This is a genomic window from Janthinobacterium sp. HH102 (assembly GCF_001758625.2).
Taxonomy (GTDB): Bacteria; Pseudomonadota; Gammaproteobacteria; order Burkholderiales; family Burkholderiaceae_D; genus Janthinobacterium.
In genome coordinates, this window is record NZ_CP062062.1 from 4,913,676 (window position 1) to 4,928,326 (window position 14,651).

Here is a 14,651-nt window from a genome sequence, read left to right on the forward strand (position 1 = left end):
GCCGATGAAACCTGAACTGTCCGTAATCATTCCGATCTACAACGAGCAGGATGGCCTGGCCAGCCTGTTCGCCCGCCTGTATCCGGCCCTCGATGCCTTGCAGACGAGCTACGAGATCATCTTCATCAACGATGGCAGCCGCGACAACTCGGTGGCGATCCTGGCGGAACAGTTCCGCCAGCGCCCCGACGTCACGCGCGTGATCTTATTCAACGGCAATTATGGCCAGCACATGGCCATCCTGGCCGGTTTTGAAGCCTCGCGCGGGCAGATCATGGTCACGCTCGACGCCGACCTGCAGAACCCGCCCGAAGAAATCGGCAACCTGGTGGCGAAGATGCGCGAAGGTTACGATTACGTGGGCTCGATCCGGCGCAAGCGGCAAGATTCCGCCTGGCGCACCCTGGCCTCGAAGATGATGAACCGCTTGCGCGAACGCATCACCAACATCAAGATCACGGACCAGGGCAACATGCTGCGGGCGTATGGCCGCAATGTGATCGACCTGGTCAACCAGTGCGCCGAAGTGAACACCTTCGTGCCCGCCCTCGCCTACACGTTCGCCCGCAAGCCCACGGAAATCACCGTCGAGCACGAGGAAAGGGCCGCCGGCGAGTCGAAATATTCGCTGTACAGCCTGATCCGCCTCAATTTTGACCTCGTCACGGGTTTTTCGCTGATTCCCCTGCAAATCTTTTCCATGCTGGGCATGGCGATGTCGCTGGGCTCGGCGCTGCTGGTGGTCTTCCTGCTGGTACGCCGCTTCCTGCTGGGCGCGGAGGCCGAAGGCGTGTTCACCCTGTTCGCCATCGCCTTCTTCTTCATGGGCGTGATCCTGTTCGGCATCGGCCTGGTGGGCGAATACGTGGGACGCATCTTCCAGCAAGTGCGTGCCCGGCCCCGCTATGTGGTGCAAACCATCTTGCAGGATGGCATGGTCCAGGCGGAAGCCGAGGCGCCATCGTACGTGCGCCTGGAAAAGCGCCAGGTGAGCCGCTGATGGGCGCCCCGCGCGCCGTCGTCTTCGGCTACCACAATGTGGGCGTGCGCTGCATCAAGGTGCTGCTGGCCGGCGGCGTCGATATTGCCCTCGTCGTCACGCACGAAGACAGCCCCACGGAAAACCTGTGGTTCGAATCCGTCGCCAGCCTGTGCCAGGCCGAAGGCATCCCGTACATCACGCCTGCGGACGCGCGCGCGCCCGAGCTGCTGGCGCAGGTGCAGGCGGCCAGGCCGGACATGCTGTTCAGCTTTTACTACCGCCACATGCTGCCGGCCAGCATCCTGGAAGTCGCGCCCGCCTACAATATGCACGGCTCGCTGCTGCCGCAGTTCCGCGGCCGCGCGCCCGTCAACTGGGCCGTGCTGCATGGCGCCCCGCAAACGGGCGCCACCCTGCATGAAATGACGGTCAAGCCCGATGCCGGCGCCATCGTCGCGCAAACGGCCGTACCCATCCTGCCCGACGACACGGCGTTCGAAGTGTTCGGCAAGGTCACGGTGGCGGCGGAGCAAACCTTGTGGAACGTGCTGCCAGCCTTGCTGGACGGCACGGCGCCGCGCCAGCTCAACGATCTGCGCCAGGGCGGCTACTTTGGCGGCCGCACGCCGGAAGACGGCCGCATCGACTGGAAGTTACCCGCGCAGCAGGTGTACAACCTGCACCGGGCCGTCGCGCCCCCCTATCCCGGCGCGTTCACCGAAGTCAACAATGTTATTTACACCATCGAAAAAGCCCGTTTAAGCAAGCATTCAGCAGGAAGTTTGCCACCAGGCTTGGCGGTAGTGGATAATTGCATCTTTGGCGTCTGCGGAGACGGCCGCATGCTGGCCATTTCCGCGCTGAGGGCTGCCGGGGAGCCGATTTCGGCTCAGCAATTGCAAGCAAGTCTGACCGCCCGCGTCAGCACACACTGATATCACTCAAGAGAATCTCATATGAAAAAAGTCCTCATCTTAGGCGTCAACGGCTTCATCGGCCACCACCTGTCCAAGCGCATCCTGGAAACCACCGACTGGCATGTCTACGGCATGGACATGAACACGGACCGCATCACGGAATTGCTGGAAGATGACAACTACAAGTCGCGCATGCACTTCTTCGAAGGCGACATCACGATCAACAAGGAATGGGTCGAGTACCACGTCAAGAAATGCGACGTGATCCTGCCGCTGGTGGCCATCGCCACGCCGTCGACCTACGTCAAGCAGCCGCTGCGCGTCTTCGAACTGGACTTCGAAGCCAACCTGCCTATCGTGCGCTCGGCCGCCAAGTACGGCAAGCACCTGGTCTTCCCGTCGACCTCGGAAGTGTATGGCATGTGCCATGACGAGGAATTCGATCCGGAAAACTCGGAACTGATCTGCGGCCCGATCAACAAGCCGCGCTGGATCTATTCGAACGCCAAGCAGCTGATGGACCGCGTGATCTGGGGCTACGGCATGGAAGGCTTGAACTTCACCCTGTTCCGTCCATTCAACTGGATCGGCGCGGGCCTGGACTCGATCCACACGCCAAAAGAAGGTTCCTCGCGCGTGGTGACGCAATTCTTCGGCCACATCGTGCGCGGCGAAAACATCTCGCTGGTCGACGGCGGCGCGCAGAAACGCGCGTTCACCTATATCGACGACGGCATCGATGCGCTGATCCGCATCATCGCCAACAAGAACGGCATCGCCAGCGGCAAGATCTACAACATTGGCAATCCGACCAATAACTATTCGATCCGCGACCTGGCCGGCATGATGCTGACCCTGGCCGCCGAGTACCCGGAATACGCCGAAGGCGCGAAACACGTGAACATCGTGGAAACGACTTCGGGTGCCTACTACGGCGCCGGCTACCAGGACGTGCAGAACCGCGTGCCGAAAATCACGAATACCTGCGAAGAGCTGGGCTGGGCGCCGACCACCACCATGGCCGATTCCCTGCGCAATATTTTCGACGCCTACCGCAGCCAGGTAGCCCAAGCCAAAGCCCTGATGGATTAATGTTGAGCAAGCCGTTCCTGACCCTGAAAATCGACGTCGATACCTATCGCGGCACCCGTGAAGGCATGGGCAATCTGGTGCGCATGCTGGCCGCGCACCAGGCCAAGGCCACCTTTCTGTTCTCGCTGGGCCCCGACCACACGGGCTGGGCCCTGCGGCGCGCCTTGCGGCCCGGCTTTTTCAGCAAGGTGTCGCGCACGTCGGTGGTCGAGCACTACGGCTTGAAAACATTGATGTACGGCACCTTGCTGCCGGGACCCGATATCGGCAAGCAGTGCGCGGCGCAATTGCGCGCCGTGCGCGATGCCGGTTTCGAGTGCGGCATCCACACCTGGGATCACACCCTGTGGCAAGACAATGTGGCCAAGCGCAACGCCGCCTGGACCATTACCATGATGCGCAAGGCCGCCAACCGCTACGAACAGGTGTTCGGCAGCAAGCCGCACACGCACGGCGCGGCCGGCTGGCAAATGAATGTCAGCGCCTTTGTCGAGCACGACACGGCCGGCTACCGCTTTGCCTCCGATGGCCGCGCCATGCTCGACGCGCGCGGCGCAATGGTGCATCCGGGCAATGGCCCGCACCGCGTGCGCAATGGCAACACCATCCTGCGCTGCGTGCAATTGCCCACCACCCTGCCCACCCTGGACGAACTGCTGGGCTGCGAAATCGACGGCAAGCTGATCACCACCGGCAATGTTGCCGCGCATATCCTGTCACTGACGGCGGACAACCCGCGCGATCATGTGTATACCTTGCATGCGGAACTTGAAGGACAGAAACTCGCCCCCATTTTCGAACAACTGCTGACTGGCTGGAAAGCCCAGGGCTACCAGTTTGCGGCGATGGGCGATTATTATGAAAAGATAAAAGATGCGGACTTGCCAATTTGCCCCATCACCTGGGATGAGTTGCCCGGGCGTTCGGGACGCCTGATTGTGCAGGGCAAAGCGGCCTGAATGCTGTATTGTTGCACCTGGATGCGTTGCCAGATTAAAAACCAGCGCTGATGATCACCGTTCAGGAGAGAACCTGTGGCTGATAGCCAATCCCTCGTTAGCATACCCGACTTTAGTGCCGCCATGACCAGCGGCAAGACCTTTCAGTTGCTGGGCCGCCCGGCCAAGGCCACGGTACTGTTTTTCTATCCGAAGGACAACACCCCTGGCTGCACCACTGAAAACATGGCCTTCCGTGACGCGTATCCGCAATTTGTCGCCGCCGGCGTGGAAATCTACGGCATCAGCCGCGATTCCCTGCGCTCGCACGAAAGCTTCAAAGCCAAGCTGGAGCTGCCGTTCGAGCTCATTTCCGACCCGGACGAAGCCGTTTGCCTGCTGTTTAACGTCATGAAGATGAAACAGATGTACGGCAAGACCGTACGCGGCGTCGAGCGCAGTACGTTTGTGATTGACGCCCAGGGCCGATTGGTGAAAGAATGGAGAGGCGTGAAGGTCGCAACTCACGTGGAAGAAGTGCTGGAATTCGTAGCGCATCTGAATTGATCGTTCATTTTGATCCAATGCGCGTTGTCGGCTTCCAGCAAGTCTGGTTCAACCGCAGTTCAGTTCACGGTACCTATCGCCATTTTGAGTCAACGAAGCGCCTCCATCCACTCCGCCAGACGGGCCTGCAGCCCGCCGATGGCGTCCATGACCGGCCATGCTGCCGGCCTCCCGGCAGTTATTCGTCCTGTAGCATTGTTGTTCCCCCGCATCCACCCCATGAGAAGTGCCGCCAGAAGCTGGCTGCCCATGGGCGATTCATTCCAGAAATTTTTTGATTGAGATCCTGATGCCACTGCCAAAATTACCGAGCAAGCCAGCCACCATCCTGGCCACCCAAGATTACCCAACCGCAGGCGCAGCGCGCCCGGCCACCAAAACCCCGGCAGCCAAGAAAGTGGCTGCACCGATCATTGAAGCGGCGATCGCCGAAGTTGCCAAACCGGTCCGCAATGCGGCCACGAAGATCAAGCAAGTGGCGGCCCTGATGGTCGCCAAGCCAGTGCCAGCCCCGGCGCCGGTTGCGGCCGCGCCTGCCGCCGTTGCCGCGCCTGCAGCGAAAGCCAAGCCGGCGGCAAAAGGCAAGGTCACGCCGATCAAGCCCGTCAAGCAGGCAGAGCAGCCGCATCCGGCCAAGCACAAGCCTGTGGAAGTGCAGCTCAAGTCGTCCGCCAGCCGCGCCGCCGATCAGCGCGGCATCAGCAAGCTGTTCGTGCTCGACACGAACGTGCTGATGCACGATCCATCGTCGCTGTTCCGCTTCGAGGAACACGATGTGTACCTGCCGATGATGACCCTGGAAGAGCTGGACAACCACAAAAAGGGCATGACGGAAGTGGCCCGCAATGCGCGCCAGGTGTCGCGCACGCTCGATGCCCTGATCAGCAACACGGATGACGACGCCATCGAACACGGCATCCTGCTGTCCAAGCTGGGCAACAAGGACGCCAAGGGCCGTCTGTTCTTCCAGACGCGTTTGCAAAGCGCCGACCTGCCGGCAGGCTTGCCAGTGGGCAAGGCCGACAACCAGATCCTGGCCGTCGTGCGTTCGCTCGAGTCGGAACAGGAAGGCCGCCCCGTCGTGCTGGTGTCGAAAGACATCAACATGCGCATCAAGGCGCGCGCCCTGGGCTTGCCGGCCGAAGATTACTTCAACGACCATGTGCTGGAAGACACGGACTTGCTGTACTCGGGCATCGTGCAATTGCCGGACGACTTCTGGAACAAGCACGGCAAGGACATGGAATCGTGGCAGGAAAGCAAGAACGGCTACAGCTCCACCTTCTACCGCGTGACGGGCCCGTTCATTCCATCGTTGCTGGTCAACCAGTTCATCTACCTGGAACCGAAAAACGGCGAAACGCCGTTCTACGGCCAGGTGAAGCAGATCAACGGCAAGACGGCAGTGCTGCAAACCCTGCGCGACTTCAGCCACACGAAGAACAATGTGTGGGGCGTGACGGCGCGCAACCGCGAGCAGAACTTCGCGCTGAACCTGCTGATGAATCCGGAATGCGATTTCGTCACCCTGCTGGGTCAGGCCGGTACCGGCAAGACCCTGCTGGCCCTGGCTGCCGGCCTGGCGCAAGTGCTGGAAACCAAGCTCTACAATGAAATCATCGTCACCCGCGTGACGGTGCCCGTCGGCGAAGACATCGGTTTCCTGCCAGGCACGGAAGAAGAAAAGATGTCGCCATGGATGGGCGCCTTCGACGACAACCTGGAAGTGCTGAACAAGTCCGACTCCGATGGCGGCGAATGGGGCCGTGCGGCAACGCAAGACCTGATCCGCTCGCGCATCAAGATCAAGTCGCTCAACTTCATGCGCGGCCGCACCTTCGTCAACAAGTTCCTCATCATCGATGAAGCGCAAAACTTGACGCCAAAACAGGTCAAGACCCTGGTCACGCGCGCCGGTCCTGGCACGAAGATCCTGTGCCTGGGCAACATCGCCCAGATCGACACGCCGTACCTGACGGAAGGCTCGAGCGGCCTGACCTACGTGGTCGACCGCTTCAAGGGCTGGACCCACAGCGGCCACGTCACCCTGGCACGCGGCGAGCGTTCGCGTCTGGCCGACCACGCCAGCGAAGTGCTGTAAATTATAGCGGGCGGCGCAAGCTGCCCAGTCATTCGAAGCCCCGGCTGCAGCGATGCAGGCGGGGCTTTTTTCATGTGCGCGACTTTTTCCTGCGGCATGTTCTAATACCGCTCCTTTCTTTCTGAACACCTTGCCGATGCCTCCCGCCCTGCAGTTGCTGCTCTGCTTCATCGTTTTTATGCTCCTCCACATTTCCGTCATGGCGGCCTGCGCCAGGCTGTTCGGCATCACGGTGCGCAGCATCAGCTATGGCGTCGGTCCCACCCTGCTGACCTGGGGCAAAGTGCGCGTCAAGCTGCTGCCGCTGGCCGGCAATCTGGTGCTGAAAGATACGCGTGAGGAAACTTTGTATGACGACGATCCCTGCCTTGACGCCTACAACTTCCAGCCGCTGTGGAAGCAGGTCCTGCTGCCCTTGAGCGGCGTGGCCGTGCTGCTGGCCTTGTCACTGGGCATCATGGGAGCCTCGGGCTGGGAGCGCTTTATCGCCGCCTTCGGGCACATCGTCGCTGGCGCGCTGGCGCCGTTGTCGAGGGCGCAGGAATTGCTGGGTGAAGGGGAAACATTTGCCCGTACGCATGGTTTTGCACTGGTGTTCGCCCTGTTCTCGCTGAAACTGTGCGCCTTTAATCTGCTGCCGTTTGCCGGTCTGAATGGCGGCCAGGCGCTGCTGGCCATCGCGCGCGGCGGCAAGCCGTATGTGACGTGGGAAGAGACGGCAGCAAAATGGCTGTTGCTGCCGGGGCTGGCGATCTTGCTGGCGTGGGCAGCGGCGTTCGGCTGCTATGGCTGGCAGGCGCTGGGGGCGTAAGGAAACGCCCCCAAGGTCGCCCGGTCAGCCGACCAGCACCAGCTTGCGGTTGACGAATTCCATGATGCCCAGGTCGGACAATTCGCGGCCGTAACCCGAATGTTTCACGCCGCCAAATGGCAGTTCAGGCGCCGTGACGGCGGGCGAGTTGATGAATACCATGCCCGTGTCGATGCGGCTGGCCAGGCGCTTGCCGCGCGCGACGTCTGCCGTGATGATGGTGCCACCGAGGCCGAAGGGAGAATCGTTGGCCAGGGCGATCGCCGCGTCGTCATCCTTGACGCGGAAAATCATGGCGACGGGGGCAAAGAATTCCTGGTAGTAGACGGGATTGCCAGGCGTGACTTCGGTGAGGATGGTCGGTGCCATGAAGTAGCCGGCACGCTCAATGCGCTTGCCGCCCAGCAGCACTTTCGCGCCGCCTTCAACGGCCTGGCCGACTTGCTTGACGGCCAGCTCCAGCGCCGATTTGCTCGACAGCGGCGCCAGGGTCGTGGCGGCATCCATCGGGTCGCCTGGCTGCAGCTTGGCCAGTTCGGCCTGGAAGCGCTCGACAAAAGTATCGGCAATGCTGTCGAGCAGGATAAAGCGTTTCGAGCCGTCGCACACCTGGCCCGCATTCTGGATGCGGCCGATGACGGCCAGCTTGACGGCCAGGTCCATGTCGGCGTCGTCCAGGACGATGAAGGCATCGCTGCCGCCCAGTTCCATCGTGGTTTTTTTCAGGGCCTTGCCGGCCGTGGCCGCCACAGAGGCGCCGGCGCGCTCGCTGCCCGTCAGCGCCACGCCCTGCACGCGCGGGTCGGCAATGGCGGTGGCCACTTGCTCGCTGGACAAGAATGCGTTGCTGTAGGCGCCTGCCGGCGCGCCCGCGTCAAGGAACAGTTTTTCAAAGGCCAGTGCGCACTGGGGCACGTTGGACGCGTGTTTCACTACCAGGGTATTGCCCGCCATCAAATTCGGACCGGCGACCCTGGCCAGCTGGTAATACGGGAAATTCCACGGCTCGACGCAGAAGATCACGCCCAGCGGCGCGATTTCCACGCTGGCCTCGCCGCGCTTGACGTCAAGTTGTTTGGGAGCGAGAAATTGCTCGGCATTATCCGCGTAGTAGTCGAGGATTTTCACGCACAGCGACACTTCCTGCTGCGCTTCCTTGAACAGCTTGCCCATTTCCACGGTGATCAGCTTGGCGAAGGCATCGCCTTGTTCCTTCAGCAGCATGGCCGCTTTCTTGACGACTGCCTTGCGCTCGGCAAAGCTGCGCTGGCGCCAGTCGCTCTCGAAAGCAGTGGCTGCCTGGGCCAGTATATTGTCCATTTGCGCATCGCTATGCGATGTGAAGGTCTGCTCGATCTGTTCGCTGTAGGGATTCGTGGTCTGATAGCTCATCTGGTTTCCTTGGTCTTGGCACCCCGGGACTGCGTGGGGTAGCTGGGCAGTATGCTGGCGGACGCGCCGCGCGACAGTACGCACGCGAACATAGCGGCGAATGGCCGCAGGCGGCATGGCGAGCACCGGCCTATCTCTCTTTGCCACGTGTCCCATGCATGCGGGCTTGCCGCTATTCTTTTTTGCAGACCTGTCGTATGCTCGAGTCAGTGCCGCAAGGCAAACGGCAAAGGAAGCAATATTTTCACCTTCGACACCTGCGGCAAGCACCTGGTCCTGTGGGCGATCCGCGTCTACCAGCGCCATCTATCTCCCTGGAAAGGATTTCGCTGCGCCTACCGCGTGCTGACGGGGCGCGACAGCTGCTCCGCCTATGGCTACAAGGTCATCGCGCGTCACGGCTTGCGCGCCGGACTGGCGCTGCTGCAACGGCGTCTGCGCGCCTGCGGCGAACACCATCGCCGATACCTGGCGCTGCATCCGCAGACGCGGCGCAGTGCGCGCCGCCAGGCCCAGGCGGGATTTTGCGACTGCGACGTGCCTCTGCTGGACTGCGCTTGCGACTGCGCCGACGTGGCCAGCCTGGCTGACTGCTCCCGGCCGGGCCGCGGCAAGAACCCGGCGTGGTTCCGCAACGGCTATACGGCCAGTGCCGCACTGAAACGGCAGCAGGAAGAACACCGCAAGAAGATCAGGCAGCGACAGGAATCGGATAGCTAAATTCACACAATAACTTACAAATGAAATATTCATTCATGAAATGAATAATACCCATTATCACTGTGAATTGGCTGGAAACGGATCGGCGGCCTATACTTAAACCGTCTCCCCTACACTGCTTCCCATGCACACCCTGCTCAGCCCGCATACATCGCGGGCTTTTTGTTCCCGGCCATTGCCACTGCATCTTTCCTCTTTTACCGATTACCGGGCCCGCCCTTCCCCGCCAGCCCAGCCCCCAGCAAGGAGCGCAGCATGATCGTGCGCGAGCGCCCTTCGGCGCTAAGGCTGTTCCTCGTGGTGCGCGGCTCCGTCCTGCCGCGCATCCGCACCACGCTCATCGTCAATACCCTGATCGCCACCCTCGTCACCTGGTGCCACGGCACCTTGTTCGACCACAAGGTGATCTTGACCACCATCCCGTTTACGCTGATCGGCTTGCCGCTGGCCATCTTCCTGGGCTTTCGCAACACGGCCGCCTATGACCGCTACTGGGAAGCGCGCAAGCTGTGGGGCGAACTGGTCTTGCGCAGCCGTAATTTCTCGCGCCAGTGCCAGACCATGATACGCGGCGACACGCCGGCCCACGCGAGGCTGGGCCTGGAAGATGTGCGCGTGCGCATGATTTACCGCACCATCGCCTTTTGCCACGCCCTGCGCCACCAGCTGCGCGACACGCGCGGACCGGCCGACTTGCGGCCGCTGCTGCGCCCGGCCGAATGGGAAGCGGCTTGCCAGGCATCGAATCCATCGGACTACCTGATGCTGCAGATGGGCCACGACCTGGCCGACTGCGTCCGGCAAGGCCGCATCGACAGCATCCTCACCGCACAGATCGATAACACGGTTTCGGCCATGGTAGCGGCGGGCGCGTCGTGCGAACGCATCCGCAGCACGCCGATTCCGTTTTCGTATTCGCTGTTGCTGCACCGCACAGCCTATCTGTACTGCTTCCTGCTGCCGTTCGGCCTCGTCGATTCGCTAGGCTTCATGACGCCCTTCGTCGTCGCCATCGTTGCCTACACTTTCTTTGGCCTCGATGCCCTGGGCGACGAGATCGAGGAGCCGTTCGGCGAAGACGCCAACGACCTGCCGCTGTCGGCCATGTGCCGCGCCATCGAAATCAGCTTGCGTGAATCCGTGCAGGACGAGAACGTGCCGCCGCCCATGCAAGCGGACGATTTCCTGCTGAATTAATGCGCACGCCAGCTTCCCCTTGACCTTCCCACCGGGGCAAGGATTACAGTGAACGTACCTAATCATTCAAGGAGTGCTTGCCATGTATCAGTTACAAGTTGAAAACATGAGCTGCGGCCATTGCGTCGGCTCGGTCACGAAAGCGGTGCAGGCGATCGATCCGCAAGCCCAGGTGCAGATCGACCTGGCCAGCAAGCGCGTCACGGTGGAATCACCCGCCGAACTGGGCGCCATCAGCGCCGCCATCGTGGAGGCGGGCTACCCCGTTACCAGCGCGCAGTAACAGCCACAGCAGCATTACGACAGCCGGCCTTTGCGCCGGCTGTTTTTTTATCCGTCCAGCTCGGGGGAGTGGCGGAAGATACCTTCCTCATTGAACGCAATTCTGCGCTTCGACTTCAGGTAGCGGGCGATGTTCGGCCGCGCCGCCACCATATCGTGCAGCTCGGACAGGAACGGATATTCGGGCGCCAGGCGCGCCATGGCTTGCGGAAACGCATAACGCAAGCCGGCCAGCATCTGGAACAGCGACAGGTCGCCATACGTGAGCTTTGCGCCCACCAGATACTGGCCCCGGCTGCGATTATTCAGCAGGACCTGGGTGAAATAATCGAGGAATTTCGGCAGCCGTGTTTCGCGGAAATCCGCGCTGCGCAGCATGGCCGCCTGTTTCTGTTCCTCATAATATTGATTCATCGACAGCGGATGGTGCGTGTCGTGCACTTCCGTCAGCCAGTCGGCCATGGTCAGTTGCAGCTGGTTCAGCCATAAACGGCCGCTTTCCGCGCGCGGTGCCAGGGCCAGGCGCCGGCCCAGATACAAGAGGATATTCGTCGTCTGGCCGATCAGCAAGTCGCCGTCGCGCAGCACGGGCGGTGCGTAGGCGGCCTGTGGCGTAGCACCGCCATCGAGGCAGGCCAGCATGGCGGGAACGCCTTGCCCCTTGCGTTCAGGCAAACGGGCGATATCGCGGTAGTCGGCACCCGCCTCTTCCAGGGCCAGGCGGATGAATTCGCCGCGTCCCTGTATCGTGGGCCAGTAATACAGTTCATACGCCATACGCACCTCCGTTGATTTAACTCAATGGCAGCAAGCCTTCGCTTCCGTGTCGCTGGCCAGCCCCAGGCTTTGCAGGATGGGGCAATCGGGCTTGTCATCGCCATGGCACGACTGCGCCAGGTGGGCCAGCGTGTCGCGCATTTCCGTCAGTTCGGCGATGCGCTTGTCGAGCTCGGCGACGTGGGCCAGGGCGATGCCTTTCACGTCCGCGCTGGCGCGCTGGTCGTTTTGCCACAACGACAGCAGTTCGCGGATCTGTTCCAGCGAAAAACCCAGTCCCCGCCCGCGCTTGATGAAGCGCAAGGCGTGCAAGTCGTTCGGCGTGTAGATGCGGTAGCCGGCGTCGCTGCGCGCGCTGGGTTTTAACAATGAAATACTCTCGTAGTAGCGTATCATTTTTGCCGATACGCCCGTTTCACTGGCTGCCTGGCCGATATTCATCCTATGACTCCTTGGTATGCGCGCTGCCTGCATGACTGCGGGCTTTCCAGCGGCGCAGCAACAGGGCATTGCTGATCACGCTGACGGAACTGAAGGCCATCGCCGCGCCCGCCACCATGGGGTTGAGCAAGCCGAAGGCGGCCAGCGGAATGCCGATCAGGTTGTAAATGAAGGCCCAGAACAGATTCTGCCGTATCTTGCTGTAGGTGCGGCGCGAGATATCGATGGCGTCCGCCACCAGGGCCGGATCGCCGCGCATCAGCGTGATGCCGGCCGCATGCATGGCCACGTCCGTGCCCGTCGACATGGCGATGCCCACGTCGGCAGCGGCCAGCGCGGGCGCATCGTTGATGCCGTCGCCCACCATGGCCACCTTCGCGCCCTCGCCTTTCAGCGCAACAATTTTAGCGGTTTTATCGGCCGGCAGCATTTTCGCCGCCACCGTGTCGATGCCCAGCAGCTTGCCGACGGCGTCGGCGCTGCCCTGGTTATCCCCGGTCAACATCACCGTGCGGATGCCCAGGCTGTGCAAATGGGCAATAGCCGCCTGCGCATTCGGCTTGACCTGGTCGCTGAAGGCGAACAGGCCCAGCAATTGCGTACCCGAGGCCAGCCAGGAAATCGTATTGCCCGTGTTTTCCAGGGACAAGGCCCGGTCCGCCAGCGGCGCCATGTCCACCTGTAACTCCTGCATCAGCCGCGTGCTGCCCAGTTTCAGGTCCAGGCCGTCGACATGCGCCGCCAGGCCGCGGCCCGGCAAGGCCGCCAGGGCCGTGGCCGGCAAGGGCTCGACGTGGCGCGCGGCCGCCGCATCCAGCACGGCCGTAGCCAGGCTGTGCTCGCTGCCACGCTGGATGCTGGCCGCCAGCTGCAACAGCCGGGCCTCGTCGATGCCGTGCGCATGCAGGGCCGCCAGGGCGGGCTTGCCGATAGTCAAGGTGCCCGTCTTGTCGAACACGACGGTATTGACGGCGTGCGCCACTTCCAGCGCTTCCGCATCCTTGATCAGGATGCCGTAGCGGGCGGCCACGCCCGTGCCGGCCATGATGGCCGTCGGCGTGGCCAGGCCCAACGCGCATGGGCAGGCGATGACCAGCACGGCCACTGCATTGATGATGGCGTTCTCCAGCTCGCCGGTGGCGAACCACCAGCCCAGCATGGTCAGCAGCGCCAGCACCAGCACCACGGGAACAAAAATCGCGCTGACCTTGTCGACCAGATGCTGGATGGGCGCCTTGGCGGCCTGCGCGTCTTCCACCAGGCGGATGATGCGCGACAAGGTCGTCTCGCCGCCCACGGCCTGGGTACGTACCAGCAACAAACCATCGGCATTGATGGCGCCGCCCGTCACCTTGTCGCCCGGATGCTTATCGACCGGCAAGCTTTCGCCCGTGATCAGCGACTCGTTGACCTGGCTGGCGCCTTCCACCACCACGCCATCGACGGCCACCCGTTCACCGGGGCGGATAACCACCAGGTCGCCCACTTTCACCTGTTCCACGGGCAAATCGAGCTCGACGCCGTCGCGGCGCACGCGGGCCGCCTCCGGGCGCAAGACTTGCAGCGCGCGGATGGCCGAAGCCGTCTGGCGCTTGGCGCGGCTTTCCAGCCATTTGCCCAGCAACACCAGCGTGATGACGACGGCCGACGCTTCAAAGTACAGGTGCGGCAGCATCTCGCCCGCCGTCAGCCATTGATAGACGGACAAGCCATACGCGGCGCTCGTGCCCAGCGCCACCAGCAAATCCATATTGCCGCTGCCGGCGCGCGCCGCCTTCCAGCCCGCCTTGTAGAAACGCGCACCAAAGTAAAACTGCACGGGCGTGGCCAGCGCGAATTGCAGCCAGCCGGGCAGCATCAAATGGATGCCGGCCCACTCGAACAGCATGGGCAGCATCAATGGCAAGGCCAGAACGGCCGCGAACGCCACTTTCATGCCGTCGCGGTTGGGCGCCGCCGCGGGCGCGCTGGCGTGGCTGGCGGCGGGCACCGTGGCGGCATAGCCGGCCTGGTCGATGGCGGCGATCAGGACGCCCGCATCGGCGTCGCCCGTCACCTTGACGCGCGCGCTTTCCGTGGCCAGGTTGACGCTGGCGGCCAGCACGCCGGGCACTTTCAGCAGGGCTTTTTCCACCCGGCCCACGCACGAGGCGCACGTCATGCCGGCGATGCTCAGGTCGATCTCGCGCTGCGCCACCGCATAGCCGGCCTTGTCCACGGCCGCCTGCAAGGTGGCCAGCGGAACGTTCTGGCTGGACGCCACCCTGGCCGTATCGGTGGCCAGGTTGATGCTGGCGCTGGTCACGCCCGGCACGGCCGCCAGCGCCTTTTCAACGCGGGCCACGCACGAGGCGCAGGTCATGCCTTCGACCGTGAACGATTGCAAATAAGGGGAAGCTGGCTGCATGGCGCTGATCCTGTAGATAAGAGGTGA

14 protein-coding genes are annotated in these 14,651 nt (G+C 62.3%); 10 read left to right on the forward strand and 4 right to left on the reverse strand.

Annotated features, from left to right (window positions below):
* The first annotated feature begins 4 nt into the window (after window positions 1–4).
* From JAB4_RS22435 to JAB4_RS22465, 7 genes are all read left to right on the forward strand, one after another.
* Window positions 5–1,000 (forward strand): glycosyltransferase, encoded by a 996-nt coding sequence (locus tag JAB4_RS22435; protein ID WP_070219204.1) that lies wholly within the window; start codon window positions 5–7, stop codon window positions 998–1,000.
* Window positions 1,000–1,917, forward strand: coding sequence for a formyltransferase (locus JAB4_RS22440; protein ID WP_070219137.1), 918 nt, complete (start codon window positions 1,000–1,002; stop codon window positions 1,915–1,917). Before JAB4_RS22435 ends, JAB4_RS22440 begins: the two co-directional genes overlap by 1 nt.
* Window positions 1,918–1,938: 21 nt before the next feature.
* Window positions 1,939–2,991, forward strand: coding sequence for a bifunctional UDP-4-keto-pentose/UDP-xylose synthase (locus tag JAB4_RS22445; RefSeq protein WP_070219136.1), 1,053 nt, complete (start codon window positions 1,939–1,941; stop codon window positions 2,989–2,991).
* The gene (locus JAB4_RS22450) at window positions 2,991–3,950 is read left to right on the forward strand and encodes a polysaccharide deacetylase family protein (RefSeq protein ID WP_070219135.1); all 960 of its coding nucleotides are present in this window, start codon (window positions 2,991–2,993) and stop codon (window positions 3,948–3,950) included. The genes JAB4_RS22445 and JAB4_RS22450 overlap by 1 nt, the downstream gene beginning before the upstream one ends.
* Before the next feature lie 75 nt (window positions 3,951–4,025).
* The gene (locus JAB4_RS22455; protein ID WP_070219134.1) at window positions 4,026–4,496 is read left to right on the forward strand and encodes a peroxiredoxin; all 471 of its coding nucleotides are present in this window, start codon (window positions 4,026–4,028) and stop codon (window positions 4,494–4,496) included.
* A 289-nt stretch (window positions 4,497–4,785) separates the two neighbouring features.
* Complete coding sequence (locus JAB4_RS22460) at window positions 4,786–6,597, forward strand: PhoH family protein (RefSeq protein ID WP_070219133.1); 1,812 nt, start codon at window positions 4,786–4,788, stop codon at window positions 6,595–6,597.
* A 136-nt stretch (window positions 6,598–6,733) separates the two neighbouring features.
* Window positions 6,734–7,408, forward strand: coding sequence for a site-2 protease family protein (locus tag JAB4_RS22465; RefSeq protein WP_070219132.1), 675 nt, complete (start codon window positions 6,734–6,736; stop codon window positions 7,406–7,408).
* Between the two features lie 24 nt (window positions 7,409–7,432).
* On the opposite strand, the gene JAB4_RS22470 is transcribed toward JAB4_RS22465, so the two are convergent.
* On the reverse strand, window positions 7,433–8,800 hold the full coding sequence (locus JAB4_RS22470; protein WP_070219131.1) for an NAD-dependent succinate-semialdehyde dehydrogenase: 1,368 nt from the start codon (window positions 8,798–8,800) through the stop codon (window positions 7,433–7,435).
* A gap of 51 nt (window positions 8,801–8,851) precedes the next feature.
* On the opposite strand from JAB4_RS22470, the gene yidD reads away from it, so the two are divergent.
* The 3 genes from yidD (at window position 8,852) to JAB4_RS22485 (ending at window position 11,000) form a co-directional block, all read left to right on the forward strand.
* A complete protein-coding gene (yidD, locus tag JAB4_RS22475) occupies window positions 8,852–9,520 on the forward strand; it encodes a membrane protein insertion efficiency factor YidD (RefSeq protein WP_083286942.1) in 669 nt (222 codons plus the stop codon).
* A 255-nt stretch (window positions 9,521–9,775) separates the two neighbouring features.
* Complete coding sequence (locus tag JAB4_RS22480) at window positions 9,776–10,717, forward strand: bestrophin family protein (protein ID WP_070219129.1); 942 nt, start codon at window positions 9,776–9,778, stop codon at window positions 10,715–10,717.
* 82 nt (window positions 10,718–10,799) lie between these two features.
* A complete protein-coding gene (locus JAB4_RS22485; protein WP_070219128.1) occupies window positions 10,800–11,000 on the forward strand; it encodes a heavy-metal-associated domain-containing protein in 201 nt (66 codons plus the stop codon).
* 47 nt (window positions 11,001–11,047) lie between these two features.
* Here JAB4_RS22485 and JAB4_RS22490 read toward each other — a convergent pair whose 3' ends face one another.
* The 3 genes from JAB4_RS22490 to JAB4_RS22500 are packed head-to-tail and all read right to left on the reverse strand — an operon-like array spanning window position 11,048 to window position 14,624.
* The gene (locus tag JAB4_RS22490) at window positions 11,048–11,776 is read right to left on the reverse strand and encodes a glutathione S-transferase (protein WP_070219127.1); all 729 of its coding nucleotides are present in this window, start codon (window positions 11,774–11,776) and stop codon (window positions 11,048–11,050) included.
* Window positions 11,777–11,797: 21 nt separating this feature from the next.
* On the reverse strand, window positions 11,798–12,217 hold the full coding sequence (cueR, locus tag JAB4_RS22495; RefSeq protein WP_070219126.1) for a Cu(I)-responsive transcriptional regulator: 420 nt from the start codon (window positions 12,215–12,217) through the stop codon (window positions 11,798–11,800).
* 1 nt (window position 12,218) lies between these two features.
* Window positions 12,219–14,624 carry a heavy metal translocating P-type ATPase gene (locus JAB4_RS22500; protein ID WP_070219125.1) on the reverse strand — a complete coding sequence of 802 codons (2,406 nt, stop codon included), beginning with the start codon at window positions 14,622–14,624 and terminating at the stop codon, window positions 12,219–12,221.
* Window positions 14,625–14,651: the final 27 nt, after the last annotated feature.